The organism is Bacillus sp. FSL R5-0422 (genome assembly GCF_038610765.1).
In the GTDB taxonomy this organism is placed as follows: domain Bacteria; phylum Bacillota; class Bacilli; order Bacillales; family Bacillaceae; genus Bacillus; species Bacillus pumilus_O.
Genome location: NZ_CP152014.1, coordinates 45,185 through 70,645 on the forward strand (window position 1 = coordinate 45,185; position 25,461 = coordinate 70,645).

Sequence of the window (25,461 nt, forward strand, 5' to 3'; positions counted from 1 at the left end):
TCACAGGAAAAGAAAGGATACATCATGGTTTCGTTAAGAGAAGATGAACGATTAGATTATTTGCTCGCCGAAGATATGAAGATTATTCAAAGTAAAACGGTTTTCGCCTTTTCATTGGACGCAGTCTTATTAGCAAAATTTGCGTATGTGCCCATCCAAAAAGGAGAAATCATTGATCTTTGTACAGGAAATGGCATTGTGCCATTGCTGCTTTCGACTCGATCTAAGGCATCCATTATGGGAGTTGAAATTCAAGATCGGCTTTTTGATATGGCAAAAAGAAGTGTGGCGTATAATCAACTTGAAAAGCAGATAGAACTGATTCATGGTGATCTGAATGATATGCCAGCACGCTACGGTAATCACAAAGTAGATGTCATCACATGTAATCCGCCATATTTTAAGACACCTTCTAAGGAAGAGATTAATGAGAATGAATACTTGGCCATTGCTCGGCATGAAATCCATTGTACATTGGAAGATGTTATTCGCGTTTCTTCTACGCTTCTGAAGCAAGGAGGGAAACTGGCGATGGTTCATCGGCCAGGACGTCTGCTTGAGATTGTGGAATTAATGAAGAAGTACCGAATTGAGCCAAAACGAATTCAATTTATTTATCCCAAACAGGGAAAAGAGGCCAATACCATCTTAGTAGAGGGGATAAAAGATGGAAAACCTGATCTGAAAATTCTCCCGCCTCTTTTTGTTTATGGAGATGATCAAGAGTATACAGAGGAAATCAGGACGATACTGTATGGAGAAGCATAATCATTATTTCTATGTATTGAAATGTGCTGACGGCAGCCTATACGCAGGTTATACAAATGATTTACAAAAAAGACTGATGACCCACAATAGTGGGAAGGGAGCAAAGTATACAAGAGCCAGACGGCCAGTTGAGCTGTATTATTATGAATGTTTTGCAACCAAAAGAGAAGCGATGCAGCAAGAATATCGTTTCAAAACGTGGACACGAAAAAAGAAAGATCTTTATATAGAAGAAATGCGTATTGAAAAGGAGGCGACACATGAACACACAAAAAAGCTTTGATGGTCAATCAGATATGGGGATTCTATATCTCGTCCCAACCCCAATTGGCAATTTAGAAGATATGACGTTTCGAGCCATACAAACATTAAAAGATGTAGACTATATTGCCGCAGAGGATACAAGACAAACGAAAAAGCTTTGCCATGTCTATGAAATTGATACGCCATTGACGAGTTATCATGAGCATAACAAAGACAGTAGCGGTCACAAGTTGATCGAATGGTTAAAAGAAGGAAAAAACATCGCACTTGTGAGCGATGCTGGTTTACCGACGATTTCTGATCCAGGTGCTGAAGTGGTCCGAGACTTTACTAATATCGGCGGTTATGTCGTTCCATTACCTGGAGCAAATGCTGCACTTACAGCACTCATTGCATCAGGGATTACGCCGCAGCCATTTTTCTTTTATGGATTTCTCGACCGACAAAAAAAGGAAAAGAAAAAACAGCTCGAAGCTTTGAAGAAGCGTCAAGAAACCATCATTTTCTATGAAGCGCCTCATCGGTTAAAAGAAACGCTGACTTTGATGAAGGAAGTGTGGGGCAACCGGAATATCGCCATTACGAGAGAACTAACGAAAAAATTTGAAGAGTTTATTCGTGGAGATTTGGAGTCTGTGCTGACATGGGCGACAGAAAATCAAATCCGAGGTGAATTCTGTCTTGTCGTACAAGGGAACGATCAAGATGAAGAAGAGCGAAATGAAGAAGTTTGGTGGAAGTCCTTATCAGAAAAAGAACACGTGATCCATTACATAGAAGAAGGATTAACGTCGAAGGAAGCTATTAAGCGTACAGCCGTCGAACGTGGTGTACCAAAACGTACCATATACGATGCTTATCATATTGAACAATAAAGAAAGGTTCTTGCAAACGGTGCAAGAACCTTTTTTATATCAAACTTATTTTTGTGATTGAAGTTGGTTTTGGATTTCGTTAATGATTTGCTCTGCACCTTCACGGCTAAGAACTAATTTACCATTAGCAAGTTTAAGGTTATCGTCTGATACTTCACCTGTAACTTGGCAAGTCATGTTTGGTTTATATTTTTTTAGGATAATTTTTTCATCATCAACATAAATTTCCAAAGCGTCTTTTTCAGCGATTCCTAGAGTACGGCGAAGTTCGATTGGAATCACCACGCGCCCTAATTCGTCAACTTTACGTACAATACCTGTAGATTTCATCTTCATTCTCCTCCCAAAGAGTTCTTATTCTTAATATAATATTATCTTCGTCATTATTCGACAAATTCCTTACATTCATAGCATAACAAGGTTTCCATAAATCGTCAATCATTTTGTTTACTATTGTTTGTAAAATATGACTCTTAAAGTCAAAAGACCTTGAATCTACTGATTTATAAGGATTTTGAGGCTTTTTTCTATGAAAATATAAGAAATGACGAACTCAGATTAACAAGACTTTTGCCCTAAATTAGACAATTGTAAATCTGGAAATAGATTTCATACGACAATATTCGACAAAATGTCGACAGGTTTGTCGTTTTTTTCGAAAAACTCATCTTTTTCGATCATTTCAACTTGTTCTATGTATATATGCTTGATCTTAAAGGCTAAGATGGTATCATAGAGAAAGCACAAGTGCAAAATTTAATAAATGGATCTAACACATTTTCATGTAATGATAATAACCGCTCTCGTCCATTGGGCGGGAGTTTTTGACATTTACACACACGCAGGAGGTTCCAACATGCCGGAAAAGAAAAAAACGTTCTATCTGACAACACCTATTTACTATCCGAGCGGAAAATTACATATTGGACATGCTTATACGACAGTAGCAGGGGATGCTATGGCTCGTTATAAACGTCTTCAAGGCTATGATGTGATGTATTTAACGGGTACAGATGAGCACGGACAAAAAATTCAGCAAAAAGCTGAAGAACAAAACATCACACCGATCGAGTATTTAGATCCGGTCGTAGCAGACATTCAATCACTATGGAAGAAACTCGACATTTCCAATGATGATTTCATCCGTACAACAGAAAAAAGACATACGAAAATCATTGAGCAAGTGTTTCAAAAGCTACTTGATCAAGGTGATATCTATTTAGATCAATATGAAGGCTGGTACAGTATTCCGGATGAGACATTCTATACGGAAACACAGCTTGTGGATGTTGAGCGCAATGAAAAAGGAGAAGTCACTGGTGGGAAAAGCCCTGACAGCGGACATCCTGTCGAATTAATTAAAGAGGAATCATATTTCTTCCGTATGAGTAAGTATGCAGATCGTTTACTAGACTATTATGAAAAGAATCCAACGTTCATTCAGCCTGAATCAAGAAAGAATGAAATGATCAATAACTTCATCAAACCAGGTTTAGAGGATTTGGCTGTATCAAGAACAACCTTTGATTGGGGGATTAAAGTTCCAAATAATCCAAAGCACGTTATCTACGTATGGATTGATGCGTTGTTCAATTATTTAACTGCGATTGGTTACGGAACTGATCACGATGAAAAATATAAAAAATATTGGCCTGCTAACGTGCATCTCGTAGGGAAAGAAATTGTTCGTTTCCATACGATTTATTGGCCAATTATGCTGATGGCACTCGATCTGCCGCTGCCGAAACAAATTTTCGCACACGGTTGGCTACTGATGAAAGATGGAAAGATGTCTAAATCAAAAGGGAACGTAGTCGATCCGGTCACATTAATAGATCGCTACGGTCTTGATGCCCTTCGTTATTATCTCCTTCGTGAAGTACCTTTTGGTGCGGATGGTGTGTTTACACCAGAAGGATTCGTGGAACGTGTAAACTATGACCTTGCCAATGATTTAGGTAACTTGCTTAACCGTACAGTGGCAATGGTTCAAAAATATTTTGACGGTACATTAAGCAGCTATAAGGGTCCAGTTAATGAGTTTGATGAGGAACTTAAAGCAGTAGCAGAGCAAACAGTCAAAGCCTATGAAGAAGCGATGGAAAACCTTGAATTCTCGGTGGCTCTTTCAAATGTTTGGACATTAATCAGCAGAACCAATAAATATATTGACCAGACAGCTCCGTGGGTGCTAGCAAAGGACGAAACAAAACGAAAAGAGCTGCATTCTGTCATGTATCATTTAGCAGAATCATTGCGTATCACTGCAGTGCTCTTAACGCCTTTCCTAACGAAAACACCTGAGAAAATCTTTTTCCAGCTTGGCATTGAAGAAGAAAAGCTTAAAAGCTGGGATAGCATTCTATCTTTCGGTGCGATTCAACAAGCGACGGTACAAAAGGGAGAGCCTTTGTTCCCGCGTTTAGAGGTTGAAGAAGAAGTAGCATATATTAAAGAGAAAATGCAGGGAAGTGCACCAAAGGTAGAAGAAGAGAAAATAGAAATAGAAGAAACAGAATTACCTGAGCTGGGAGAAGAAATTGCTTTTGATGATTTCTCAAAAGTTGATCTTCGAGTCGCACAGGTGCTGGAAGCAGCCCCAGTGAAAAAAGCAGATCGTCTCTTAAAGCTGCAGCTTGATTTTGGATTTGAAAAGAGACAAATTGTTTCAGGGATAGCCAAGCATTATCAACCCGAGGAGTTAGTAGGGAAGAAGCTCGTCTGTGTAGCGAATCTCACACCAGTTAAACTCAGAGGGGAAATTTCCCAGGGAATGATTTTAACTGGAGAGACTGGTGGGAAATTGCAGGTTCTTGAAGTGGATCAATCTCTAGCAAATGGAACAAAAATTTTATAAATCAACAAAGGTGTTCCACGTGTAACATTTCGTCGAACACCTTTTGTTTTTTAGAAGAATTGTCGAAAGGAGAAATCAACGATGTTATTTGATACACATGCCCACTTAAATGCAGAACAATATAATGAAGACTTAGAGCAGGTGATTGAAAGAGCGAAGAGTGAAAAAGTCGAAAAAATCGTGGTGGTAGGGTTTGACCGCCCGACAATTACGAGAGCGATGGAATTAATTGAAGCGTATGATTTCATCTATGCAGCCATTGGCTGGCACCCAGTCGATGCCGTTGATATGACAGATGAAGATTTGCTATGGATCAAAGAATTATCTCAACATGAAAAAGTCGTTGCGATTGGAGAAATGGGTCTCGATTACTATTGGGACAAGTCGCCAAAAGATGTGCAAAAAGAGGTCTTTAGACGCCAAATTGCTCTTGCGAAGGAAGTGAATCTTCCAATTATTATTCATAATCGTGACGCAACGGAAGATGTCGTGACGATCTTAAGGGAAGAGGGAGCGGCTGAAGTTGGAGGGATTATGCATTGCTTTACTGGTAGCCTAGAAATCGCAAAAGCGTGTATGGATATGAATTTTTATATTTCATTCGGTGGACCTGTGACATTTAAAAATGCCAAAAAACCGAAAGAAGTGGTCAAGGACATACCAAGTGACCGGCTTTTGATTGAAACAGACTGCCCATACTTAACGCCAGCGCCATTTAGAGGAAAACGTAATGAGCCGAGTTATGTGAAATATATTGCAGAACAGATCGCGGAGTTACGAGAAATAAGCTTTGAAGAGCTTGCTGAATTGACCACAAAAAATGCAAAAAAAGTTTTCGGTATAAACTGACAGTATATGATGTCAATCCTTGTTTAAGCTTGTCCATTTGTGAAACATAACGAAAATGTTCTACACGATTACGCCTCTTCATAGGATAAGTTGTCGATAAGTCTTTCTTCCCTTCCTTCCATTAAACTCCCATAATAGGGGTACAATCGAGCATTTTTGTACAGTGGGTGGAAGGGTTGACAGGTTTTGAGATACTCTATATAATCTCTCCGAGGAGAAGGAGGCGTTTTTCATCGTACAAAAAATGAAAAATCTGTTTTCTGTAAAGCTAGGAAAAGGCAAGGTTTTATTACTAGTTGTTTGCTTGCTTTTAGCTGGAACTGGGACGGCTTACGGTGCGCATGAGCTCACTAAGCAGTCTATTACCATTTCAATCAATGGTAAAGAGAAGACAATTCGTACACATGAAGAGACAGTAGCACAGCTGCTTTCAGACCTTGGAATAAAAACCAAGGCGGAGGATCATATCTCTCCAAGTCTAAATACAAAGATTGAAGACAACATGAACATTGTGTATGATGCGGCTATACCGGTTCATCTAACCCTAGATGGGAAAGAGAAAACGATATGGACAACAGATCAGACGGTTGGAGCATTATTGAAGAATGAGAAGATAGATATTGGGAAGCACGATCAAGTAACTCCAGGAAAAAATGACAAGATTAAAAAAGATATGGATCTTGTGGTTGAGCAGGCCTTCGAGGTCAGTGTAAATGATGGAGGGAAAGAGAAAAAAGTGTGGACCACTTCGACTACGGTCGCTGACTTTTTAAAGCAACAAGAGCTGAAGCTCAAGAAGCACGATAAGATCAAACCTGCGTTACATAGTCATATAACTAAAAAAAGCGCAGATATTCAGATCACTCGGGTGGAAAAAGTCACCGATGTAGTGGAAGAGAAAATTGCTTTTGATACCAAACATAAAAAGGATCGTTCTCTTGAAAAGGGAAAAGAGAAGGTGCTTAAAAAAGGTGAAGAAGGTAAATTGAAGAAGCACTATGCCATTGTGAAAGAAAACGGCAAAGTGGTGTCTAAAGAATTGATTAAAGAAGTGACTGAAAAAGATAGCAAGGATCGTTTAGTGGCCGTTGGTACACAAGAGTCCCAAGAAGAGCCTAAAGCGACACCTGCCGTTTCAAGAAGCAATGAATCGTCAGGAAAAGAATTTTATGTGACGTCGACAGCTTATACAGCGAGCTGTGCTGGATGTACCGGTAGAACGTCAACAGGATATAATTTAAAATCAAATCCAGGTGCAAAGGTCATAGCAGTTGATCCGAGTGTCATTCCGCTAGGCTCTAAAGTGTATGTGGAAGGCTATGGATATGCCGTTGCATCAGACACTGGATCTGCTATAAAAGGGAATAAAATTGATGTGTTCGTCCCAAATAAGTCGGCAGCTTATCAATGGGGAAATAAACGAGTGAAAATTAGAGTGCTCAAATAAACACATCAAATCATTTATATGAACAGAGGGCTTTGCGCACCCTCTGTTTTTTTGGTTATAATAGAAGCACTGTTTTCTAATTAATTAGACGCAAAAACAGCATAAAAGGTTTCGTTTTTTAACCAAAAATTGTTTATTGTTTTTGCAAGCGGAGGAATACATGAAAATCAAAGAAATCATTGTGGTGGAAGGTCGTGACGACACTGCGAGAGTGAAGATGGCAGTTGATGCAGATACGATCGAAACAAACGGATCAGCCATTGGCGATACAGTTATTCAACAAGTGCGTCTCGCTCAGGAGACGAGAGGGGTCATTATTTTAACTGATCCTGATTTCCCTGGGGAGAAGATCCGGAAAACCATCGCAGAAGCGGTTCCTGGCTGTAAGCACGCATTTTTGCCAAAACATCTTGCGAAGGCGAAGCGGGACAAAGGAATTGGTGTCGAGCACGCTTCTTTGGACAGTATTCGGGAATGCCTTGCCCATGTCCATGAGGAAATGGAAGTAACGGAAAGTGACATTACATTAGATGACTTATTTGACGCAGGCCTTATAGGAGGCGAATCATCGAAACGTCGCCGCGAAAGACTAGGTGTGCTTTTAAATATAGGATATACCAATGCGAAGCAGCTGCATAAGCGCCTTCACATGTTCCAAATAACCAAACATGATTTTATTGCGGCCTTAAAGACCGTCATGCAGGAGGAAGCCGATGAATAAAGATATAGCGACACCCATCAGAACGAAGGAAATACTGAAGAAATACGGTTTCTCTTTTAAAAAGAGCTTGGGGCAGAACTTTTTAATTGATACAAATATACTCGATCGTATTGTCGATCACGCAGAGGTGACAGATGAGACTGGCGTGATTGAGATTGGGCCTGGTATCGGTGCATTGACCGAGCAGCTCGCTAAGCGTGCAAAGAAGGTCACCGCTTTTGAAATCGATCAGCGCTTATTGCCTATTTTAAACGATACGCTTTCTCCATATGATAATGTCACGATCATTCATCAAGATGTATTAAAGGCAGATGTGGGAAAAGTCATCGAGGAAAATTTTGCTGATTGTAAAGAAGTGATGGTGGTCGCCAACCTTCCATATTACGTGACGACACCGATTATTATGAAGCTGCTTGAAGAAAACCTTCCATTGAAAGGGATTGTGGTCATGCTGCAAAAAGAAGTAGCAGATCGTATGGCCGCTATTCCTTCATCAAAGGAATACAATTCGCTTTCTATCGCAGTTCAATACTATACAGAAGCGAAAACAGTGATGGTTGTGCCTAAAACGGTTTTCGTTCCACAGCCAAATGTCGATTCGGCTGTGATCAAGTTGACCGTTCGTGAAACGCCTGCCGTATCAGTAGAAAATGATGAATTTTTCTTTCAATTGATACGTGCGAGCTTTGGTCAGCGCCGGAAAACATTGATGAATAACCTCATGAACAACTTACCTGATGGAAAGCAACATAAAGCGATCATTGAAGAAGCACTTCAAACAGCAGACATTGATGGAAAGCGCCGCGGCGAGTCATTATCCATTGAGGAATTTGCCCGTTTGTCGAATGTTTTACAAAAAGCCCTGTTTTAAGGGCTTTTTTTGTTTTTCACCACTTCGCTTGTTCGGGCATAGGCTAGAAAGAACAGCACATATGAAAGACGAACATATTTAGTGCAAGACGATACCAACAGGATATGAGCCTGATTGTGGAGTGAAAAGCATGCAATTTCAAATAGGAGATATGGTGACAAGGGCATCCTATCAAATGGATATTTTGTTTCGAATCATTCGAATTGATGAGACCGATCAGCACGAAGCCACCGCCATATTGCATGGGAATGAAGTGAGGTTAATTGCTGATGCCAAGTTGTCAGATCTCGTCAAGGTTCAAAAAGAGGAACAGCTGACTAGACAGAAAAATGACGAACGAAAAATCAATGAATCGCTCGACTTACTAAGACAGGATTATCAGCTGCTGCGGGAAAAACAAGAGTATTATACGTCAGGGCAATATCAGCATCAGGAGCAGTATTTTCACATGCCTGGAAAGGTCCTTCATTTAGATGGAGATGCTTCATACTTAAAGAAATGCTTAGATGTATATGAACGAATTGGTGTACCTGTGTATGGGGTGCATTGCCATGAGAAGAAAATGCCAAGCATGATTGACTCGTTAATTGATCAGTATCGACCAGATATATTGGTTATCACAGGACATGATGCATATTCAAAGCAAAAGGGCGGCGTACATGATATCGGTGCATATCGTCATTCTCGTCATTTTGTTGAAACGGTTCAAAAAGCCAGACGAAAAATCCCTCATTTAGATCAGCTTGTGATCTTTGCTGGTGCCTGTCAATCTCATTTCGAATCATTGATCCAAGCAGGTGCCAATTTTGCGAGTTCGCCTTCCCGTGTGAATATCCATGCGCTCGACCCCGTTTATATCGTTGCGAAGATCAGCTTCACTCCATTTGTAGATCGAATCAACGTGTGGGATGTGCTCCGTAATACATTAACAAGAGAAAAAGGGCTCGGAGGCATCGAGACGAAGGGTGTTCTAAGGGTAGGTATGCCATATAAAAGAGACCATGAATCGACATAACCCGACTGATTTCAGTCTGGTTTTTTTTATGTTCAAAAAGAATTTGCAAAAGGATACATAATTCACCGGAATTTGAGAAAAATAGGGAGAAGAAAAGGTAGAAGTTTGTCAAAATTATTTTGTTGACAATGGCTCGTGTTGGTTGATATAATTTAATTTTTATTTGACAAAAACGGGCCGTTGTTGTATAATTATCTCAGTGAGGTGGATGCAATGGCGAAGACTTTGTCCGACATCAAAAGATCGCTTGATGGTAACTTAGGTAAACGTTTGACGTTAAAGGCTAACGGGGGCCGCCGTAAAACAATTGAGCGTTCGGGCATTTTAGCTGAAACGTACCCTTCTGTATTTGTGATTCAATTAGATCAAGATGAGAATTCGTTTGAAAGAGTTTCTTATAGTTATGCAGATATACTGACTGAGACGGTCGAATTAACGTTCGATGATACCGCTAGCTCAGTCGCCTATTAATGGGCAGTGAACTTTTTGTTTACTGCTTTTTGTTTTGCCTTTTTTTCTGAATGGGAGCCTGTCCATTTTTTGAAAGGGGTAAAAGAAAGGATTCGATACAAAATAAGAAAGCCACCCAAGCGGTGGCACTGATTCGAATTCTCGACTAAAGGGGCTGTTTCGTTTGGGTAGACGCCGAGGGATTATGTCAGATGAGTTCAAATACGAGCTGGCGAAGGATCTTGGATTTTATGATACCGTCAAAAATGGAGGCTGGGGAGAAATTCGTGCGCGTGACGCAGGTAATATGGTCAAACGTGCCATTGAATTAGCTCAACAGCACATGGCTCAGGATGAGAATCAACGATAGAAAAACGGTCAGGGATACCTCAGGTGTCTCTGGCTTTTTTTGATGAAAAAGTCAGTGTGCTCGGCGTAAAAGCCTATATTCATCAGATCCATCAAATGTGATACAATATTGATACTTATGTTTAGATGGAGAAGTAGGTGAAATGTTTGCGTATTTTAGAAAAAGCACCGGCAAAAATTAATCTCTCACTTGATGTTCATGGAAAAAGACCGGATGGATATCACGAAGTGGAGATGGTGATGACAACAATAGACCTTGCAGATCGACTAGAGTTGACGGAGCTGGACAAGGATGAAATCCGTGTATCATCTCATAATCGATTCGTGCCAGATGATCAGCGTAATTTGGCATATCAGGCGGCTAAATTACTTAAAACAAGGTTCGGTATTCAAAAAGGTGTATCCATTGTCATCACAAAAACAATTCCAGTAGCAGCAGGTTTGGCTGGAGGCAGCAGTGATGCAGCAGCAGCACTTCGCGGTTTAAATCGTTTGTGGAAGTTGAACCTCACGTTAGATGAACTAGCTGAGCTTGGGGCGGAGATTGGCTCAGATGTGTCTTTTTGTGTACACGGAGGCACAGCACTAGCGACAGGACGTGGAGAAAAGCTGAAGCATATTGCGACACCGCCGCATTGCTGGGTGATTTTAGCGAAGCCGGTGATTGGGGTATCTACAGCAGAAGTCTATAGACAATATGACGCAAGCAAAGTAGAACACCCGAATGTAGAGCGTATGATTGAAGCGATTGAAGCGAAAGATTATAAAGAAATGTGCGGCTCGCTCGGAAACGTTCTTGAGTCTGTGACATTAAAGATGTATCCAGAAGTAGATATGATCAAAAGACAGATGAAGCGTTTCGGTGCTGACGCTGTTTTAATGAGTGGAAGCGGCCCTACAGTATTTGGTTTGATTCAATATGAATCGAAGGTACAAAGAATATATAACGGACTGAGAGGGTTTTGTGATCAAGTATACGCTGTCCGCATGATCGGCGAACAAAATGCCCTTGATTAAATCCGTATATTAAGTTATATTTATCATAAATTATTCGGGTTCTGGGGGTAAGTTCATGAAGTTTCGTCGAAGCGGCAGATTGGTGGACTTAACAAATTACTTGTTAGCCCACCCGCACGTACTAGTACCGTTAACCTTTTTTGCAGAAAGATATCAATCTGCGAAGTCCTCCATTAGTGAAGACTTAACGATTATCAAACAGACCTTCGAACAGCAGGGAATAGGCACATTGCTTACTGTACCTGGTGCTGCTGGCGGAGTGAAATATATTCCGAAGATTCACCTAAAAGAAGCAGACGACGTAGTAAACGATATCGGAGAAGCTCTATCGACTCCTGAACGTGTACTTCCTGGCGGTTATTTATATTTAACCGATGTTTTAGGTAATCCATCAATCCTTGCGAAAATCGGTAAGCTATTTGCGACCATCTTTGCAGACCGTGCGATTGACGTCGTCATGACCGTTGCGACAAAGGGTATTCCAATTGCCTATTCTGTTGCGGGTTATTTAAATGTGCCGGTTGTGATCGTTAGAAAAGATAATAAAGTAACTGAAGGATCAACTGTAAGTATTAACTACGCATCAGGTTCGTCAAATCGAATTCAAACCATGTCACTGGCAAAGCGGAGCTTAGATAAAGGGTCCAATGTCCTGATCATTGATGACTTTATGAAAGCTGGCGGAACCATTAACGGCATGGTGAATTTGCTTGAGGAATTTAATGCAAATGTTGCAGGGATCGGTGTTCTTTTAGAAGACGAAGGCGTAGATGAACGTCTCGTTGATGAATATGTATCGCTTTTAAAGCTTTCAACCATTGATATGAAGCAGAAGATCATTGAGATTAATGAAGGCAATTTCCACGAGTTTTTTCATTCGAAAGCTTAAGAATTGAAAACATGTAGTTGAATGGGAGAGATTGATATGACAAAAGTTGTTCAAACCAAACATGCACCAGCAGCCATTGGACCTTACTCTCAAGGGATTATAGTCAATAACATGTTTTACAGCTCCGGGCAGATTCCATTAACGGCAGCTGGAGACTTTGTAAATGGAGATATTAAAGAACAAACTCATCAAGTGTTTCGTAATCTTAATGCCGTACTTGAAGCGGCAGGTGCTTCCTTTGAGACAGTCGTGAAAGCAACAGTTTTTATCAAAGATATGGAACAATTCGGAGAAGTAAATGAAGTGTACGGTGAGTATTTCCATACACATAAGCCAGCTCGTTCTTGTGTGGAAGTAGCAAGACTTCCTAAGGATGCACTCGTAGAAATTGAAGTGATTGCATTAGTCAAGTAAACAGGCAATCTTAACGAAAGCCGTTTAGTTTCATCATATGCAGGAAAAGACATCATCATGATGTCTTTTTTTCGCGAAGAGAATGTAAGCGCCGTCACCAATATGACAAAAAATGTATAAATATCCCGATATTTCAAAAAAAGTTTAAAAAAAGAGCAGGAGAATCACCACAATCGTTGAATACCTAAGTAATGCTTTTATATTGGGAAAAGGTGGTGAACTACTGTGGAAGTTACTGACGTAAGATTACGCCGCGTGAATACCGATGGTCGCATGAGGGCGATTGCATCCATCACGCTGGACCACGAATTTGTTGTTCATGATATTCGTGTGATTGATGGAAACAATGGCTTGTTTGTTGCAATGCCTAGCAAACGCACGCCTGATGGAGAGTTTCGCGACATTGCACATCCAATTAATTCAAGCACTCGAGGTAAAATTCAAGATGCTGTTTTAAATGAGTATCATCGCTTAGGTGAAGAGGAAGAGACAATTGAATATGAAGAAGCTGGAGCTTCTTAAAGATATGTGAACCTAAAAAGACAGCTTTAAGAGAAAATGAATGTTTTCTTTTAAATGCTGTCTTTTTTGCGTTTTTTCTCTTGTTCCTTATGTCTCCCATTCATTAGAAAATTAATGCACTTCCTCTTGTATCCTTGAAATCAGTCCTTATTTAGGATATATTTTTCTATGGATAATAGGGATATTGGAGGCCAATCAATGGATAAGCGGTTCGCAGTGATTTTAGCAGCGGGAAAAGGAACGAGAATGAAGTCAAAGCTATACAAAGTACTTCATCCAGTTTGCGGAAAACCAATGGTCGAGCATGTGGCAGACGAAGCGTTAAAGCTTTCTTTAGCCAAGCTAGTGACGATTGTCGGTCATGGAGCAGAGGACGTCAAAGAGCAGCTTGGAGACAGAAGTGAGTATGCACTTCAAGAAGAACAGCTGGGAACAGCACATGCCGTCAAACAAGCAAAGTCGTTCCTTGCGCAGGAAAAGGGAACAACCATTGTCATTTGTGGTGATACACCATTATTGACAGCGGAAACAATGGAAGCTATGTTGAGCGAGCATCAAAAACATCAAGCGAAAGTCACTATTTTAACAGCACGTGCGGAAGACCCAACAGGTTATGGTCGTATTATTCGTGATGAAACCGGTGCTGTTGTGAAAATTGTGGAGCATAAAGATGCGAATGATGCAGAACGTCAAGTGAATGAAATTAATACAGGGACCTATTGCTTTTCAAATGAAGATCTCTTCCGTGTGATTGAGCAAGTATCGAATGAAAATGCTCAAGGTGAATACTATTTGCCAGACGTCATTGAAATTTTAAAGAATGAAGGGCAAACAGTTGCAGCGTATCAAACTCCGCAATTTGAGGAAACACTTGGAGTCAATGATCGTATCGCTCTATCACAAGCAGAGCAATTCATGAAGCGACGTATTAATCATCAGCATATGAAAAATGGTGTGACCTTGATTGATCCTGAGAACACGTATATTTCACCTGATGCAGTTATTGGTGAAGATACAATGATTTATCCTGGGACGGTCATCAAAGGGAATGTGAAAATCGGTGCAGACGCTATTATTGGGCCAAACACTGAAATTGTTGACAGCATCATCGGAGACCGCACAGTGATTAAGCAATCTGTCGTCTGCGATAGTGAGGTTGGAGTCGATGTGACAATTGGGCCGTTTGCTCATATTCGCCCGTTGTCGAAAATTGGCGATGAAGTGAAAATCGGGAATTTTGTCGAAATCAAGAAAACGGTTTTCGGAGACCGCAGCAAAGCATCTCATCTAAGCTATATTGGAGATGCAGAGGTCGGAACTGATGTAAACCTTGGTTGTGGATCGATTACAGTCAATTATGATGGGAAGAACAAATTCTTAACGAAGATTGAAGATGGCGCATTTATTGGCTGTAATTCAAATCTCGTGGCACCAGTCACTGTCGGAAAAGGGGCATATGTTGCAGCTGGTTCAACGGTTACAGAAGATGTACCGCAGGATGCATTGTCTATTGCTAGAGCAAGACAAGTCAATAAAGAAGATTATGTGAAAAATATTCATAAAAAATAATCCAAATACCCGGAGGTTTACCATGTCTAATCGTTATGCTGATGCGAATTTAAAGATCTTCTCTTTGAATTCAAACCCTGAACTTGCTAAAGAAATTGCCGATCGTATCGGAGTTGATGTAGGAAAGAGCTCTGTTAAACGCTTTAGTGACGGTGAAGTCCAAATCAATATTGAAGAAAGTATCCGCGGGTGTGATTGTTATGTCATTCAATCCACTAGTGCGCCAGTGAATGAGCACATTATGGAGCTGCTTATTATGGTAGATGCACTAAAACGCGCTTCTGCGAAAACGGTCAATATTGTGATCCCTTATTACGGATATGCACGTCAAGATCGTAAGGCAAAACCTCGTGAGCCAATCACTGCGAAGCTTTTTGCGAACTTACTTGAAACAGCTGGTGCTACACGTGTCATTGCACTTGATCTTCATGCGCCGCAAATCCAAGGTTTCTTTGATATTCCAATCGATAACTTAATGGCTGTGCCAATCTTAACAAACTATTTCGAACAGAAAAACTTGAATGATATCGTCGTTGTGTCTCCTGACCACGGTGGTGTGACACGTGCGCGTAAAATGGCAGATCGCCTGAAAGCACCAATCGCCATTATCGACAAACGTCGTCCAAAGCCAAACGTTGCTGAAGTCATGAACATCATTGGTAACATTGAAGGCAAAACGGCGATTCTCATCGATGATATTATTGATACAGCTGGTACTATTACACTTGCTGCAAATGCACTTGTGGAAAATGGAGCAGCTGAAGTCTATGCTTGCTGTACTCACCCAGTATTGTCTGGACCAGCAGTAGAACGTATCACAAACTCTAAAATTAAAGAATTAGTTGTGACAAACAGTATTCACTTAACAGATGACAAGAAAGTTGGGAAATTCATTCCGCTTTCAGTTGGGCCTTTGCTTGCAGAAGCCATCATCCGTGTACATGAAGAAGAATCTGTGAGCTACCTTTTCAGCTAATTTTCTGATTAAAAAAGGCCTTAAGCATCCGCTTGGGGTCTTTTTGCTATCATCATTCACGGTAAATAGGTTTAAAATGATTCGGTTATGGGTAATTATGAGAGTAGTGACAAAAAAGAAATAGGATGGTGCTGAATATGGCAACTTTAAAAGCAAATAAAAGAACTGATTTCAAACGTTCCACACTGCAAAAAATCCGTCATTCAGGACACGTTCCTGGTGTCATATACGGAAAAAATACAGACAATCTGGCTGTTTCACTAGACAGCATCGATTTATTAAAGACCTTACGTGATGAAGGGAAGAATACAATCATCACATTGGACGTAAACGGTGAAACAAAATCCGTGATGGTCACAGAATTACAAACAGACCCGCTGAAAAATGAGCTTGTCCATGCAGACTTCCAAGTGGTCGATTTGCAGCGTGAAATTGAAGCGGATGTACCTGTTCAGTTGATTGGCGAATCTAAAGGAGTTAAAGATGGCGGTGTGCTTCAGCAGCCACTATTTGAACTATCCATTACAGCGAAACCAAAAGATATCCCACAGCATATAGAAGCAGATATTACAAACTTAGAAGTGAATGATGTCCTAACAGTCGCTGATTTGCCTGTTCAGTCATCATATCAAGTGAATAACGATCCAGAAGAAGTCGTGGCATCCATTTTACCACCTCAGCAATCAGAGGTTCCTGAACCGGATAGCGAAGAGGAACCAAAAGAACCTGAGGCTATTAAAGAAAAGGATAACGATGGAGAATAACTGGTCATTTAGAGACGTAACCCTCCCGCGGTTGCGTCTTTTGTGCTAGAATGAAAAGAATTCATACGTTTTACATGAGGCAATCCTATTGGCTCATTTTTTAGGCGTGTGCTTTGTGACAAAGGAGGTTTTTGGTTTCATGATTGCGTTTGTTGGATTAGGTAATCCAGGAAAAGAATATGAAAAAACAAGACATAATGTCGGGTTTATGACAATAGATGAATTATCGAAAAAATGGGACATCCCTTTAAATCAATCAAAGTTCCATGGACAATTTGGAACGGGGTTTGTTTCAGGGCAAAAGGTTCTACTTGTAAAGCCGCTTACATATATGAACTTATCAGGAGAATGCGTGCGTCCACTAATGGATTACTATGATATTCCCCTTGAACATTTGAAAGTCATCTATGATGATCTTGATTTGCCAACTGGCCGAATTCGTTTGCGTACAAAAGGAAGTGCAGGCGGGCATAATGGAATCAAATCGTTGATTCAGCATTTAGGGTCACCTGAGTTTGACCGATTCCGTATCGGTATTGGACGTCCTCAAAATGGCATGAAGGTCGTCGATTACGTTCTAGGACGCTTTTCTGAAGAGGAGCAGCCAGATATCGAATCTGCCATTCAGGCGTCTGTCGAAGCTTGTGAGGCGGCTTTAACAAAGCCATTTTTAGAAGTGATGAATGATTTTAACAAAAAGGTATAAGAATGATAAGCAAAGCACATACTGATCATAAAATCTCAGCATGGGAGGATCACGTATGGCTTTGCATTATTACTGCCGGCACTGTGGTGTAAAGGTTGGCAGTCTAGATGAATCTGCTGTTCAAAGTGAAGCACTCGGATTTCATCACTTAACAAATGAGGAAAGAAACGATATGATTTCTTATAGGGAAAATGGTGATTTACATGTACAAACCATTTGTGAAGATTGCCAAGAGGCGCTCGAAAGAAATCCTGATTACCATCAGTATCATACCTTTATTCAATAAAAAGCTTTGGTGTAGATAATAGACCAAAGCGTTTTTCTGTTTTAAACAAGCAGGGAGGAGGAGCCAAATGAAAAATATACAATCATTTATCAAACAAAGTGATGATTTTCAGTCCATTTTTAATGGGCTAAAGGAAGGTTTAAAAGAACAACTGCTCGCCGGACTATCAGGCTCCGTCAGATCTTTATTTACAGCCGCTATATCAGACGAACTTAAGCGGCCGATGTTTATTGTGACTCACAACTTGTATCAAGCGCAGAAGGTAACAGATGATCTTGCCAGTGTGATGTCAGATCGCTCGGTCCTTCTTTATCCTGTGAATGAACTTATTGCTTCAGAAATTGCCGTGGCGAGTCCTGAGCTCAGAGCACAGCGTCTAGATGTGCTGAACCGGCTGGCGAATGGAGAGAACCCCATTATCGTCACCCCGGCTGCTGCGGTGCGCAGAATGCTTCCGCCAGTTGAGCTCTGGAAGGAGAGTCAGATCCATTTAAAGCTTGGTGAAGAAATTGATTTGGAGGCGTTTTCAAAACAGCTTGTGCAAATCGGTTATGACCGGACGTCGATGGTTGCTGCGCCCGGAGATTTTAGTGTGCGCGGAGGAATCATTGATATTTATTCGTTAACGGAAGATCATCCGATCCGTATTGAGCTGTTTGATACAGAAGTAGACTCAATTCGAACGTTCCATTCGGATACACAGCGTTCATTAGAAACACTTCAAGAAATTAAAATCGGTCCCGCAAAAGAGCTTATTGTCAGAGGCCCTGAACGAGTGAGAGCCATTGAACAGCTTGATCAAGGACTTGCGAATAGCTTAAAGAAATTCAACTCGGACCAGCAAAAAGAATTGCTGCATCAACATATTACTGCTGATCGAGAGAAGCTGCTAGAAGGTATCGTGACACAGGAAATGACGAAGTACCTGTCCTATTTCTATGAAAAACCTGCTAGTTTGCTAGATTACACTTCACAGGATACGATTATTATTTTAGATGAAATAAGCAGAATTCAGGAGATGGAAGAACAACTTGAGCAGGAAGAAGCGGATTGGACCATTAGCCTGCTTGAAGAAGGCAATATCCTTCATGATTTAACCCTTTCTTTCCCGTTCCAACAACTGATCAATCGACAATCCCGGTCAATTCTGTACTACTCCTTGTTCCTGAGACATGTCCAGCAGACAAATCCGCAAAATATCGTCAATGTCTCTAGTAAGCAAATGCAGAATTTCCACGGGCAGATGAATGTGCTTGCAAGTGAAATAGAACGCTACAAAAAACAACAATACACAGTTGTTTTCTTAGGTGCGGATGAAGAACGGACAGACAAACTGTCTTCTGTCTTACATGATTATGACATTGAAGCCGCTCTTGCTAAGCCGGACGCAGAGCTTGTAAGCGGACAGGTGTATATTTTACAAGGTGAGCTGCAAACAGGCTTTGAACTACCGTTATCGAAAATTGCCGTGATCACAGAAGGCGAGCTATTCAAAAAGCGTGTGAAGAAGCAGGCACGTAAGCAAAAGCTGACCAATGCAGAGCGAATTAAGAGCTATTCAGAGCTTCAAGTCGGCGATTATGTGGTGCATATTAACCACGGGATTGGTAAGTATTTAGGAATTGAAACGCTTGAAATCGGCGGCATTCATAAAGATTATTTAAATATTCATTATCAAGGAAGCGACAAGCTTTATGTACCGGTTGAACAAATTGATCAGGTGCAGAAATATGTTGGATCAGAAGGTAAAGAACCAAAGCTGTACAAACTAGGCGGCAGCGATTGGAAACGTGTGAAGAAAAAAGTGGAGTCCTCTGTACAGGACATCGCAGATGATCTCATTAAGCTGTACGCAGAACGTGAGGCAAGCAAAGGGTATGCCTTCTCGCCTGATCATGAGATGCAGCGCCAGTTTGAATCAGCGTTCCCTTATCAGGAAACAGATGATCAGATCCGTTCGATTCATGAAATCAAACAAGATATGGAGCGGGAACGTCCTATGGACCGCCTGCTTTGTGGAGATGTGGGATACGGAAAAACAGAAGTAGCGATTCGAGCCGCCTTCAAAGCAATTGCTGACGGGAAGCAGGTTGCACTGCTTGTGCCGACAACCATCTTAGCGCAGCAGCATTTTGACACGATTATGGACCGATTCCAAGACTATCCTGTTAAAATCGCTCAGCTGAGCCGTTTCCGTACGAGAAAAGAAACAACTGAAACGTTAAAAGGGTTGAAAAATGGAACGATAGATATGGTGATCGGTACACATCGTTTGCTTTCGAAAGATATTGTTTATAAAGACTTAGGTCTGTTGATTATTGATGAAGAGCAGCGTTTTGGTGTCACGCATAAAGAGAAAATTAAACAGATGAAAGCCAATATTGATGTTCTGACATTAACGGCTACGCCAATTCCGCGTACGCTGCATATGTCTATGCTTGGCGTACGGGATTTATCGGTTATTGAAACACCGCCTGAAAACCGTTTCCCTGTTCAAACCTATGTGGTCGAGTACAATGGCGCTTTAGTTAGAGAAGCGATTGAGCGAGAACTAGCACGTGGTGGTCAAGTGTACTTCCTGTACAACCGTGTCGAGGATATTGAACGTAAAGCAGATGAAATCTCTATGCTAGTCCCAGATGCGAAAGTCAGCTATGCACATGGGAAAATGAGTGAGAACGAACTGGAATCAGTGATGATCAATTTCCTTGAAGGTGAATCAGATGTATTGGTCAGTACCACCATCATTGAAACGGGAGTCGATATTCCGAATGTGAACACGCTCATCGTCCATGATGCGGATAAAATGGGGCTTTCTCAGCTGTACCAGCTAAGAGGACGAGTAGGACGCTCAAATCGTGTCGCATATGCTTATTTCACGTATCGAAAAGATAAAGTTTTGTCTGAAGTAGCAGAGAAGAGACTTCAAGCCATTAAAGAATTCACAGAGCTCGGATCAGGATTTAAAATTGCGATGCGAGATTTAACAATTCGAGGAGCAGGCAATTTACTTGGTGCACAGCAGCATGGATTCATTGATTCTGTTGGATTCGATCTCTATTCTCAAATGCTGAAAGAAGCCATTGAAGAAAGAAGAGGCGATACGACGGCTCAAGATAAATTCGAACCGGAAATCGATCTGCAAATCGATGCCTATATCCCAGACACTTACATTTCGGATGGCAAGCAGAAGATTGAGATGTATAAACAATTCAGAGCGATTGGATCCATTGAAGAGCGAAAAGAGCTTCAAGATGAAATGATCGATCGATTCGGTGAATATCCGCAAGAAGTGGCGGATTTGTTCACGATTGCGACAATGAAAGTATACGCAGTGCAGGAACGTGTTGAATTAATCAAGATGGAGAAAGGCATTGTCAGACTCACCCTTGAAGAGCAAGCAAGCGGTGAAATCGACGGTCAAAAATTATTTGCGCTCGGCAGTAAATATGGTCGTGATATTGGCTTAGGAATGGAAGGCAGCAAGCTAATTATTTCTGTCCAGACGAAAGGCAAGAAGACGGAGGAATGGCTTGAAATCGTTCTGAATATGCTTCGAGGCCTTCAAGATGTGAAAAAAGAAACCATTCCATCTTCATAAAAATTTGTTTGTCTCTCGTGTATATTACGTTTGATGTGACGGATACTAATCTCAGGGTCAAGTGGTGAATGTTGCATAAAGTGGACGCTTTTGCTCCATTCACCCAACACATCATCAAACGAAAGAGAGGCAGCAGTGAATGAAAGCAACTGGAATTGTACGCCGCATCGATGATCTAGGTAGAGTGGTTATTCCGAAGGAGATTCGCAGAACATTGCGCATCCGGGAAGGAGATCCGCTTGAGATTTTCGTCGACCGCGATGGAGAAGTAATTTTGAAGAAGTATTCGCCGATTAGTGAGCTAGGAGACTTTGCAAAGGAATATGCTGATGCATTATTCGACAGTTTGGGTCATTCCATCCTGATTTGTGATCGAGATACGTATATTGCTGTATCCGGCAGTTCGAAAAAAGAGTACTTAAACAAATCCATCAGTGATTTACTTGAACGAACAATGGACCAGCGTAATTCTGTTTTAGAAGAAAGCAAAAAAGAAATTCAACTTGTCGATGGTATTGATGATGACGTATCTGCTTATACCATTGCACCTATTGTTGCAAACGGAGATCCGATTGGCGCCGTCGTCTTATTTTCTAAAGAGCGTTCAATGGGGGAAGTGGAGCATAAAGCAGCAGAAACGGCAGCTGGCTTCTTAGCCCGTCAAATGGAACATTAGGTCTAATAATTCTATATCATTTTGATAAAACGAAAGAATGCCGATGAAATCATTTGATTTTGTCGGCGTTTTTTATATGGGATGAAACAAAACGGGGAATGTGTCGTCTACTCCTTAGAAAGAAACGGCTTTTCATTGACGTATGATATAATGAGTGCGTTTAACTGTAGATCTATTTTTAAAGGAGCCATCCATGAAAAATGCTGTAAATCAGCCGCATTGGCTTTTCCAAGGTGCGGTGATTTTGACCATCGCAGGGTTGTTATCAAAGGTACTAAGTGCCGTTTATCGTGTTCCGTTCCAGAACATCGTAGGAGACACTGGATTTTATATTTATCAGCAAGTGTACCCCTTCCTTGGTATTGCGATCATGCTCGGCACCACAGGGTTTCCTGTCATGGTGTCCAAGCTTTTGAGTGAACATGGGGAAGAGAATCGACGGATCATTACAAGGGTATCCTTGGTCTATATCACTTTACTGAGCCTGGTCTTGTTTCTTTGTCTTTACATAGGAGCAGGTAGAATTGCGAGCCTTATGGCGGACAGTCAATTAATTCTGCTCATCCAAATGAGTGCCTTCGTATTTTTATTCCTGCCGCTTACCGTGATGCTGAGAGGCGTTTTTCAGAGTGACGGTATGATGCTTCCAACGGCTGTTTCTCAATTGGTGGAGCAGCTTATTAGGGTAGGCGTCTTGCTTGTTTTATCCTTTTATTTCGTCAGGCACGGCTATTCGCTTTATGAAACAGGAGCGGGCGCGGTCTTCTCCTCCATAGCCGGAAGTGCGGCCTCGCTTATCCTGCTTCTTTTTCTTTGTCTGACTTACCGAAAACAGTCTTCTGCACCTATGATAGTCAAGCAGGCGACACTCCGGAAAAAGGATGTTTTGAAGAGTTTGGTGCTATATACATTCACGATTTGTGTCAGCGGACTGCTCATTTTATGGATGCAAATGATTGATGCCTTTCATCTGTATGCGTTGCTACGCAGTGAGGGTCTGAGTGAAGCCGCGGCAAAGGCGGCAAAAGGTGTATATGACCGAGGACAGCCGTTTTTACAGCTAGGGACGGTGTTTGCCATTAGCATTGGAACCTCTCTTGTGCCATTTTTATCTGCTGCCATGAGGAATGGAGAGCATGAAGCGATCAGGCAAAAAGTACGGACATCGTTTAAGACTACATCGGTTTTAGGGATTGGTTCAGCAGTTGGGCTGATTTGTATTCTTTCGTCAGTCAACATCATGCTTTTTCGTAATGATTTAGGTACCGATGCGCTGCAAATATTCTGTATTTCCATCGCATTTACTTCGATTGCGATTACGCAAGCAGCTTTACTTCAAGGTCTCGGGCATACTGTGTATCCGGCTGTTGTGGTGCTTCTCAGTGTACTGGTGAAATGGATACTCACGCTTGCACTTGTGCCGCTATTAGGCATCTACGGTGCGGCATGGTCAACTGTGTGCGGCTTCCTCGCTGCTGCTCTGCTCAATGCCTTTTATTTGAGGCACAAAGGATGGATTTCGTTGAGAGAGCTGTTCCCAGTGAGAATTCTTTTATCGGCCGCTTTCATGGCCATCGTCTTAATAGGGTATCAGGCACTGTTTTCTTGGGCCATTCCCTTTGAAAAACGTCCTTTTTCCGTTTTAGAGAGCCTGACGTCAGTTTTTATTGGTGGTTTCGCCTTTTTATATAGTATTCTTAAGCTAGAAGTATTTACGGACGAGGAATGGAGACTCATTCCATTAGGAGAAAAGATTTTATATTTTAAACAGATGAGAGGGAATCAAAATGGCAGGTAAGATTACCGTCGTCGGTCTTGGGGCAGGCGACATGGATCAGCTGACGCTCGGTGTATACAAGCAGCTGAAGCAGGCGAAAGAAGTATTTATGAGAACGCAGGACCACCCGCTTACCGCAGAGTTGATGCAGGAGGTCCCGTCACTGACCTTTTTTGATGAGATTTATGAAAAGCACGATCAGTTTGATTCGGTCTATCAGGAAATCACAGAAATTTTATTTAAAGAGGCAGCGGAAAAGGAGATTGTGTACGCAGTACCAGGTCATCCATTTGTCGCAGAAAAGACTGTTCAGCTATTAGTTTCTCAGCAGCAAGAGCGCGGGATTGAAGTCTCTGTTGCTGGTGGACAAAGCTTTTTGGATGCGACGTTTAATTCCTTGCAGATCGACCCAATCGAGGGATTGCAATTCGTTGATGCAGGAGATATGAGAGCGGACGATCTCAAATTGACCCAGCATGTCCTCATTTGTCAGGTATATGATCAGATCACTGCTTCGAATGTGAAACTCACGCTGATGGAAAAGCTTCCTGATGATTATGAAGTCTATATAGTGACTGCGGCTGGAAGCAGCCTGGAACAGATTACTGCCGTTCCTTTATTTGAACTTGATCGAGATGTGTCGATAAATAACTTAACGAGTGTTTATGTACCTCCGATTCAAGATGAAAAGCTGCTTTACAAACAATTTGACACCTTCCGTGACGTCATCCGTACATTAAGAGGTCCGGGCGGCTGTCCATGGGATCAAAAACAAACCAATGAGTCACTTAAACCCTATTTAATTGAAGAATGCTATGAACTGCTTGAAGCGATAGATGAAGATGATCCAGACCATATGGTGGAGGAGCTCGGAGATGTGATGCTACAGGTGTTACTTCATGCTCAAATCGGTGAAGATGATGGCTTTTTCTCCATTGATGATGTCATCCAGCATGTCACAGAGAAAATGATTCGTAGACATCCCCATGTGTTTGGTGACACAAATGTGTCTGAAGCAGAAGACGTGGTCGTCAACTGGGAAAAAATCAAGCAGTTGGAGAAGCCGGAGCGGGCAGCCTCTATGTTGCAATCCATCCCTGCGACGCTTCCAGCATTAACGAAGGCATATAAGCTCCAAAAGAAAGCCGCCAAAGTAGGCTTTGATTGGACAGATGTGAACGATATTTGGAACAAATACGAAGAAGAAAAGCAGGAATTTCTCGTTGAAGTGGCAGAGAAGCCGGACGAAAGTGCAACGAAGCAGATGAAAGATGAATTTGGAGATCTTTTGTTTGTTCTCGTCAACATTGGAAGGTTCTATCAGCTAGAGCCTGAAACGGCGCTCGCTTCCGCCAACACAAAATTCATGCGACGCTTTCAGCATATTGAACAAAAAGCAAAGGACATGGGACGTTCATTAGAAGAATTAACACTAGAGGAAATGGACGATCTATGGAACGATGCCAAACGTATAGAAAGAGGTGAGCATACATGAGATTAGATAAATTTTTAAAAGTGTCCCGTTTAATTAAAAGAAGAACATTGGCAAAAGAAGTCGCTGATCAAGGCAGAATTTCTATTAACGGCACACAGGCGAAAGCCAGCTCTGACGTGAAAGAAGGAGACGAGCTTAAAATCCGTTTTGGTCAAAAGCTCGTGACGGTGCAAGTCAACGAGTTAAAGGACACAACGAAAAAAGAAGAAGCTGCTGGCATGTATACTGTGCTAAAAGAAGAAAAAACAGCAGAATAGGGCTTGTTCTAAATGATCCTCCTGTC

Annotated in this window: 26 protein-coding genes; 25 read left to right on the plus strand and 1 reads right to left on the minus strand. The window is 41.4% G+C overall.

Going from position 1 to position 25,461, the window contains the following annotated elements; all coding sequences use genetic code 11:
- Positions 1 to 24: 24 nt before the first annotated feature.
- The 3 genes from MKX52_RS00240 to rsmI are packed head-to-tail and all read left to right on the plus strand — an operon-like array spanning position 25 to position 1,907.
- Positions 25 to 768, plus strand: a complete 744-nt coding sequence (locus tag MKX52_RS00240) for a tRNA1(Val) (adenine(37)-N6)-methyltransferase (RefSeq protein WP_342491249.1) — start codon at positions 25 to 27, stop codon at positions 766 to 768.
- Positions 755 to 1,051, plus strand: coding sequence for a GIY-YIG nuclease family protein (locus MKX52_RS00245; RefSeq protein WP_144458079.1), 297 nt, complete (start codon positions 755 to 757; stop codon positions 1,049 to 1,051). The genes MKX52_RS00240 and MKX52_RS00245 overlap by 14 nt, the downstream gene beginning before the upstream one ends.
- Positions 1,029 to 1,907 (plus strand): 16S rRNA (cytidine(1402)-2'-O)-methyltransferase, encoded by an 879-nt coding sequence (gene rsmI, locus MKX52_RS00250; RefSeq protein ID WP_144458081.1) that lies wholly within the window; start codon positions 1,029 to 1,031, stop codon positions 1,905 to 1,907. The genes MKX52_RS00245 and rsmI overlap by 23 nt, the downstream gene beginning before the upstream one ends.
- Before the next feature lie 45 nt (positions 1,908 to 1,952).
- Here rsmI and MKX52_RS00255 read toward each other — a convergent pair whose 3' ends face one another.
- Positions 1,953 to 2,243: an AbrB/MazE/SpoVT family DNA-binding domain-containing protein gene (locus tag MKX52_RS00255; protein WP_087975202.1), complete on the minus strand. Its 291-nt coding sequence runs from the start codon at positions 2,241 to 2,243 to the stop codon at positions 1,953 to 1,955.
- Positions 2,244 to 2,763: 520 nt separating this feature from the next.
- On the opposite strand from MKX52_RS00255, the gene metG reads away from it, so the two are divergent.
- The 22 genes from metG to MKX52_RS00365 all read left to right on the plus strand — a co-directional run bounded on the left by metG (position 2,764) and on the right by MKX52_RS00365 (position 25,435).
- Complete coding sequence (gene metG / locus MKX52_RS00260; protein ID WP_342491250.1) at positions 2,764 to 4,764, plus strand: methionine--tRNA ligase; 2,001 nt, start codon at positions 2,764 to 2,766, stop codon at positions 4,762 to 4,764.
- An 81-nt stretch (positions 4,765 to 4,845) separates the two neighbouring features.
- The gene (locus tag MKX52_RS00265) at positions 4,846 to 5,613 is read left to right on the plus strand and encodes a TatD family hydrolase (protein ID WP_144458085.1); all 768 of its coding nucleotides are present in this window, start codon (positions 4,846 to 4,848) and stop codon (positions 5,611 to 5,613) included.
- 244 nt (positions 5,614 to 5,857) lie between these two features.
- Positions 5,858 to 7,060 (plus strand): G5 and 3D domain-containing protein, encoded by a 1,203-nt coding sequence (locus tag MKX52_RS00270; protein WP_012008649.1) that lies wholly within the window; start codon positions 5,858 to 5,860, stop codon positions 7,058 to 7,060.
- A gap of 160 nt (positions 7,061 to 7,220) precedes the next feature.
- Positions 7,221 to 7,781 (plus strand): ribonuclease M5, encoded by a 561-nt coding sequence (gene rnmV, locus MKX52_RS00275; protein ID WP_012008650.1) that lies wholly within the window; start codon positions 7,221 to 7,223, stop codon positions 7,779 to 7,781.
- Positions 7,774 to 8,652 (plus strand): 16S rRNA (adenine(1518)-N(6)/adenine(1519)-N(6))-dimethyltransferase RsmA, encoded by an 879-nt coding sequence (gene rsmA / locus MKX52_RS00280; protein ID WP_012008651.1) that lies wholly within the window; start codon positions 7,774 to 7,776, stop codon positions 8,650 to 8,652. The genes rnmV and rsmA overlap by 8 nt, the downstream gene beginning before the upstream one ends.
- Positions 8,653 to 8,782: 130 nt before the next feature.
- On the plus strand, positions 8,783 to 9,667 hold the full coding sequence (gene yabG / locus MKX52_RS00285) for a sporulation peptidase YabG (protein ID WP_342491251.1): 885 nt from the start codon (positions 8,783 to 8,785) through the stop codon (positions 9,665 to 9,667).
- A 213-nt stretch (positions 9,668 to 9,880) separates the two neighbouring features.
- A complete protein-coding gene (locus tag MKX52_RS00290) occupies positions 9,881 to 10,138 on the plus strand; it encodes a Veg family protein (RefSeq protein ID WP_003217979.1) in 258 nt (85 codons plus the stop codon).
- A gap of 163 nt (positions 10,139 to 10,301) precedes the next feature.
- Positions 10,302 to 10,487 (plus strand): small, acid-soluble spore protein, alpha/beta type, encoded by a 186-nt coding sequence (locus MKX52_RS00295; protein WP_012008653.1) that lies wholly within the window; start codon positions 10,302 to 10,304, stop codon positions 10,485 to 10,487.
- A gap of 146 nt (positions 10,488 to 10,633) precedes the next feature.
- Positions 10,634 to 11,503, plus strand: a complete 870-nt coding sequence (ispE, locus tag MKX52_RS00300) for a 4-(cytidine 5'-diphospho)-2-C-methyl-D-erythritol kinase (protein ID WP_012008654.1) — start codon at positions 10,634 to 10,636, stop codon at positions 11,501 to 11,503.
- 55 nt (positions 11,504 to 11,558) lie between these two features.
- On the plus strand, positions 11,559 to 12,392 hold the full coding sequence (purR, locus tag MKX52_RS00305) for a pur operon repressor (RefSeq protein ID WP_003217919.1): 834 nt from the start codon (positions 11,559 to 11,561) through the stop codon (positions 12,390 to 12,392).
- Between the two features lie 36 nt (positions 12,393 to 12,428).
- Entirely contained in the window at positions 12,429 to 12,806 is a 378-nt protein-coding gene (gene ridA, locus MKX52_RS00310) for a 2-iminobutanoate/2-iminopropanoate deaminase (protein ID WP_012008655.1), read from the plus strand.
- A 225-nt stretch (positions 12,807 to 13,031) separates the two neighbouring features.
- Complete coding sequence (gene spoVG, locus MKX52_RS00315; protein WP_008357439.1) at positions 13,032 to 13,328, plus strand: septation regulator SpoVG; 297 nt, start codon at positions 13,032 to 13,034, stop codon at positions 13,326 to 13,328.
- Positions 13,329 to 13,526: 198 nt separating this feature from the next.
- A complete protein-coding gene (glmU, locus tag MKX52_RS00320) occupies positions 13,527 to 14,897 on the plus strand; it encodes a bifunctional UDP-N-acetylglucosamine diphosphorylase/glucosamine-1-phosphate N-acetyltransferase GlmU (RefSeq protein WP_119124314.1) in 1,371 nt (456 codons plus the stop codon).
- 22 nt (positions 14,898 to 14,919) lie between these two features.
- On the plus strand, positions 14,920 to 15,873 hold the full coding sequence (locus tag MKX52_RS00325; protein ID WP_003217907.1) for a ribose-phosphate diphosphokinase: 954 nt from the start codon (positions 14,920 to 14,922) through the stop codon (positions 15,871 to 15,873).
- Between the two features lie 137 nt (positions 15,874 to 16,010).
- Entirely contained in the window at positions 16,011 to 16,637 is a 627-nt protein-coding gene (locus MKX52_RS00330) for a 50S ribosomal protein L25/general stress protein Ctc (RefSeq protein WP_012008657.1), read from the plus strand.
- A gap of 139 nt (positions 16,638 to 16,776) precedes the next feature.
- On the plus strand, positions 16,777 to 17,343 hold the full coding sequence (gene pth, locus MKX52_RS00335) for an aminoacyl-tRNA hydrolase (RefSeq protein WP_144459889.1): 567 nt from the start codon (positions 16,777 to 16,779) through the stop codon (positions 17,341 to 17,343).
- A 55-nt stretch (positions 17,344 to 17,398) separates the two neighbouring features.
- A complete protein-coding gene (locus MKX52_RS00340) occupies positions 17,399 to 17,629 on the plus strand; it encodes an anti-sigma-F factor Fin family protein (RefSeq protein WP_003217967.1) in 231 nt (76 codons plus the stop codon).
- A 67-nt stretch (positions 17,630 to 17,696) separates the two neighbouring features.
- Positions 17,697 to 21,230 (plus strand): transcription-repair coupling factor, encoded by a 3,534-nt coding sequence (gene mfd, locus MKX52_RS00345; protein ID WP_342491252.1) that lies wholly within the window; start codon positions 17,697 to 17,699, stop codon positions 21,228 to 21,230.
- A 139-nt stretch (positions 21,231 to 21,369) separates the two neighbouring features.
- Positions 21,370 to 21,906, plus strand: coding sequence for a stage V sporulation protein T (spoVT, locus tag MKX52_RS00350; RefSeq protein WP_003217990.1), 537 nt, complete (start codon positions 21,370 to 21,372; stop codon positions 21,904 to 21,906).
- Between the two features lie 193 nt (positions 21,907 to 22,099).
- Complete coding sequence (locus tag MKX52_RS00355) at positions 22,100 to 23,704, plus strand: polysaccharide biosynthesis protein (protein WP_342491253.1); 1,605 nt, start codon at positions 22,100 to 22,102, stop codon at positions 23,702 to 23,704.
- Complete coding sequence (gene mazG / locus MKX52_RS00360; protein ID WP_342491254.1) at positions 23,694 to 25,178, plus strand: nucleoside triphosphate pyrophosphohydrolase; 1,485 nt, start codon at positions 23,694 to 23,696, stop codon at positions 25,176 to 25,178. Before MKX52_RS00355 ends, mazG begins: the two co-directional genes overlap by 11 nt.
- Positions 25,175 to 25,435 carry an RNA-binding S4 domain-containing protein gene (locus tag MKX52_RS00365; protein ID WP_003217975.1) on the plus strand — a complete coding sequence of 87 codons (261 nt, stop codon included), beginning with the start codon at positions 25,175 to 25,177 and terminating at the stop codon, positions 25,433 to 25,435. Before mazG ends, MKX52_RS00365 begins: the two co-directional genes overlap by 4 nt.
- Positions 25,436 to 25,461: the final 26 nt, after the last annotated feature.

Bases quoted from the DNA above. Each gene is read 5' to 3' on its own strand.
- MKX52_RS00240 (WP_342491249.1), top strand. From the start codon at position 25: ATGGTTTCGTTAAGAGAAGATGAACGATTAGATTATTTGCTCGCCGAA.
- MKX52_RS00245 (WP_144458079.1), top strand. From the start codon at position 755: ATGGAGAAGCATAATCATTATTTCTATGTATTGAAATGTGCTGACGGC.
- rsmI (WP_144458081.1), top strand. From the start codon at position 1,029: ATGAACACACAAAAAAGCTTTGATGGTCAATCAGATATGGGGATTCTA.
- MKX52_RS00255 (WP_087975202.1), bottom strand. From the start codon at position 2,243: ATGAAGATGAAATCTACAGGTATTGTACGTAAAGTTGACGAATTAGGG.
- metG (WP_342491250.1), top strand. From the start codon at position 2,764: ATGCCGGAAAAGAAAAAAACGTTCTATCTGACAACACCTATTTACTAT.
- MKX52_RS00265 (WP_144458085.1), top strand. From the start codon at position 4,846: ATGTTATTTGATACACATGCCCACTTAAATGCAGAACAATATAATGAA.
- MKX52_RS00270 (WP_012008649.1), top strand. From the start codon at position 5,858: ATGAAAAATCTGTTTTCTGTAAAGCTAGGAAAAGGCAAGGTTTTATTA.
- rnmV (WP_012008650.1), top strand. From the start codon at position 7,221: ATGAAAATCAAAGAAATCATTGTGGTGGAAGGTCGTGACGACACTGCG.
- rsmA (WP_012008651.1), top strand. From the start codon at position 7,774: ATGAATAAAGATATAGCGACACCCATCAGAACGAAGGAAATACTGAAG.
- yabG (WP_342491251.1), top strand. From the start codon at position 8,783: ATGCAATTTCAAATAGGAGATATGGTGACAAGGGCATCCTATCAAATG.
- MKX52_RS00290 (WP_003217979.1), top strand. From the start codon at position 9,881: ATGGCGAAGACTTTGTCCGACATCAAAAGATCGCTTGATGGTAACTTA.
- purR (WP_003217919.1), top strand. From the start codon at position 11,559: ATGAAGTTTCGTCGAAGCGGCAGATTGGTGGACTTAACAAATTACTTG.
- ridA (WP_012008655.1), top strand. From the start codon at position 12,429: ATGACAAAAGTTGTTCAAACCAAACATGCACCAGCAGCCATTGGACCT.
- glmU (WP_119124314.1), top strand. From the start codon at position 13,527: ATGGATAAGCGGTTCGCAGTGATTTTAGCAGCGGGAAAAGGAACGAGA.
- MKX52_RS00325 (WP_003217907.1), top strand. From the start codon at position 14,920: ATGTCTAATCGTTATGCTGATGCGAATTTAAAGATCTTCTCTTTGAAT.
- MKX52_RS00330 (WP_012008657.1), top strand. From the start codon at position 16,011: ATGGCAACTTTAAAAGCAAATAAAAGAACTGATTTCAAACGTTCCACA.
- pth (WP_144459889.1), top strand. From the start codon at position 16,777: ATGATTGCGTTTGTTGGATTAGGTAATCCAGGAAAAGAATATGAAAAA.
- MKX52_RS00340 (WP_003217967.1), top strand. From the start codon at position 17,399: ATGGCTTTGCATTATTACTGCCGGCACTGTGGTGTAAAGGTTGGCAGT.
- mfd (WP_342491252.1), top strand. From the start codon at position 17,697: ATGAAAAATATACAATCATTTATCAAACAAAGTGATGATTTTCAGTCC.
- spoVT (WP_003217990.1), top strand. From the start codon at position 21,370: ATGAAAGCAACTGGAATTGTACGCCGCATCGATGATCTAGGTAGAGTG.
- MKX52_RS00355 (WP_342491253.1), top strand. From the start codon at position 22,100: ATGAAAAATGCTGTAAATCAGCCGCATTGGCTTTTCCAAGGTGCGGTG.
- mazG (WP_342491254.1), top strand. From the start codon at position 23,694: ATGGCAGGTAAGATTACCGTCGTCGGTCTTGGGGCAGGCGACATGGAT.
- MKX52_RS00365 (WP_003217975.1), top strand. From the start codon at position 25,175: ATGAGATTAGATAAATTTTTAAAAGTGTCCCGTTTAATTAAAAGAAGA.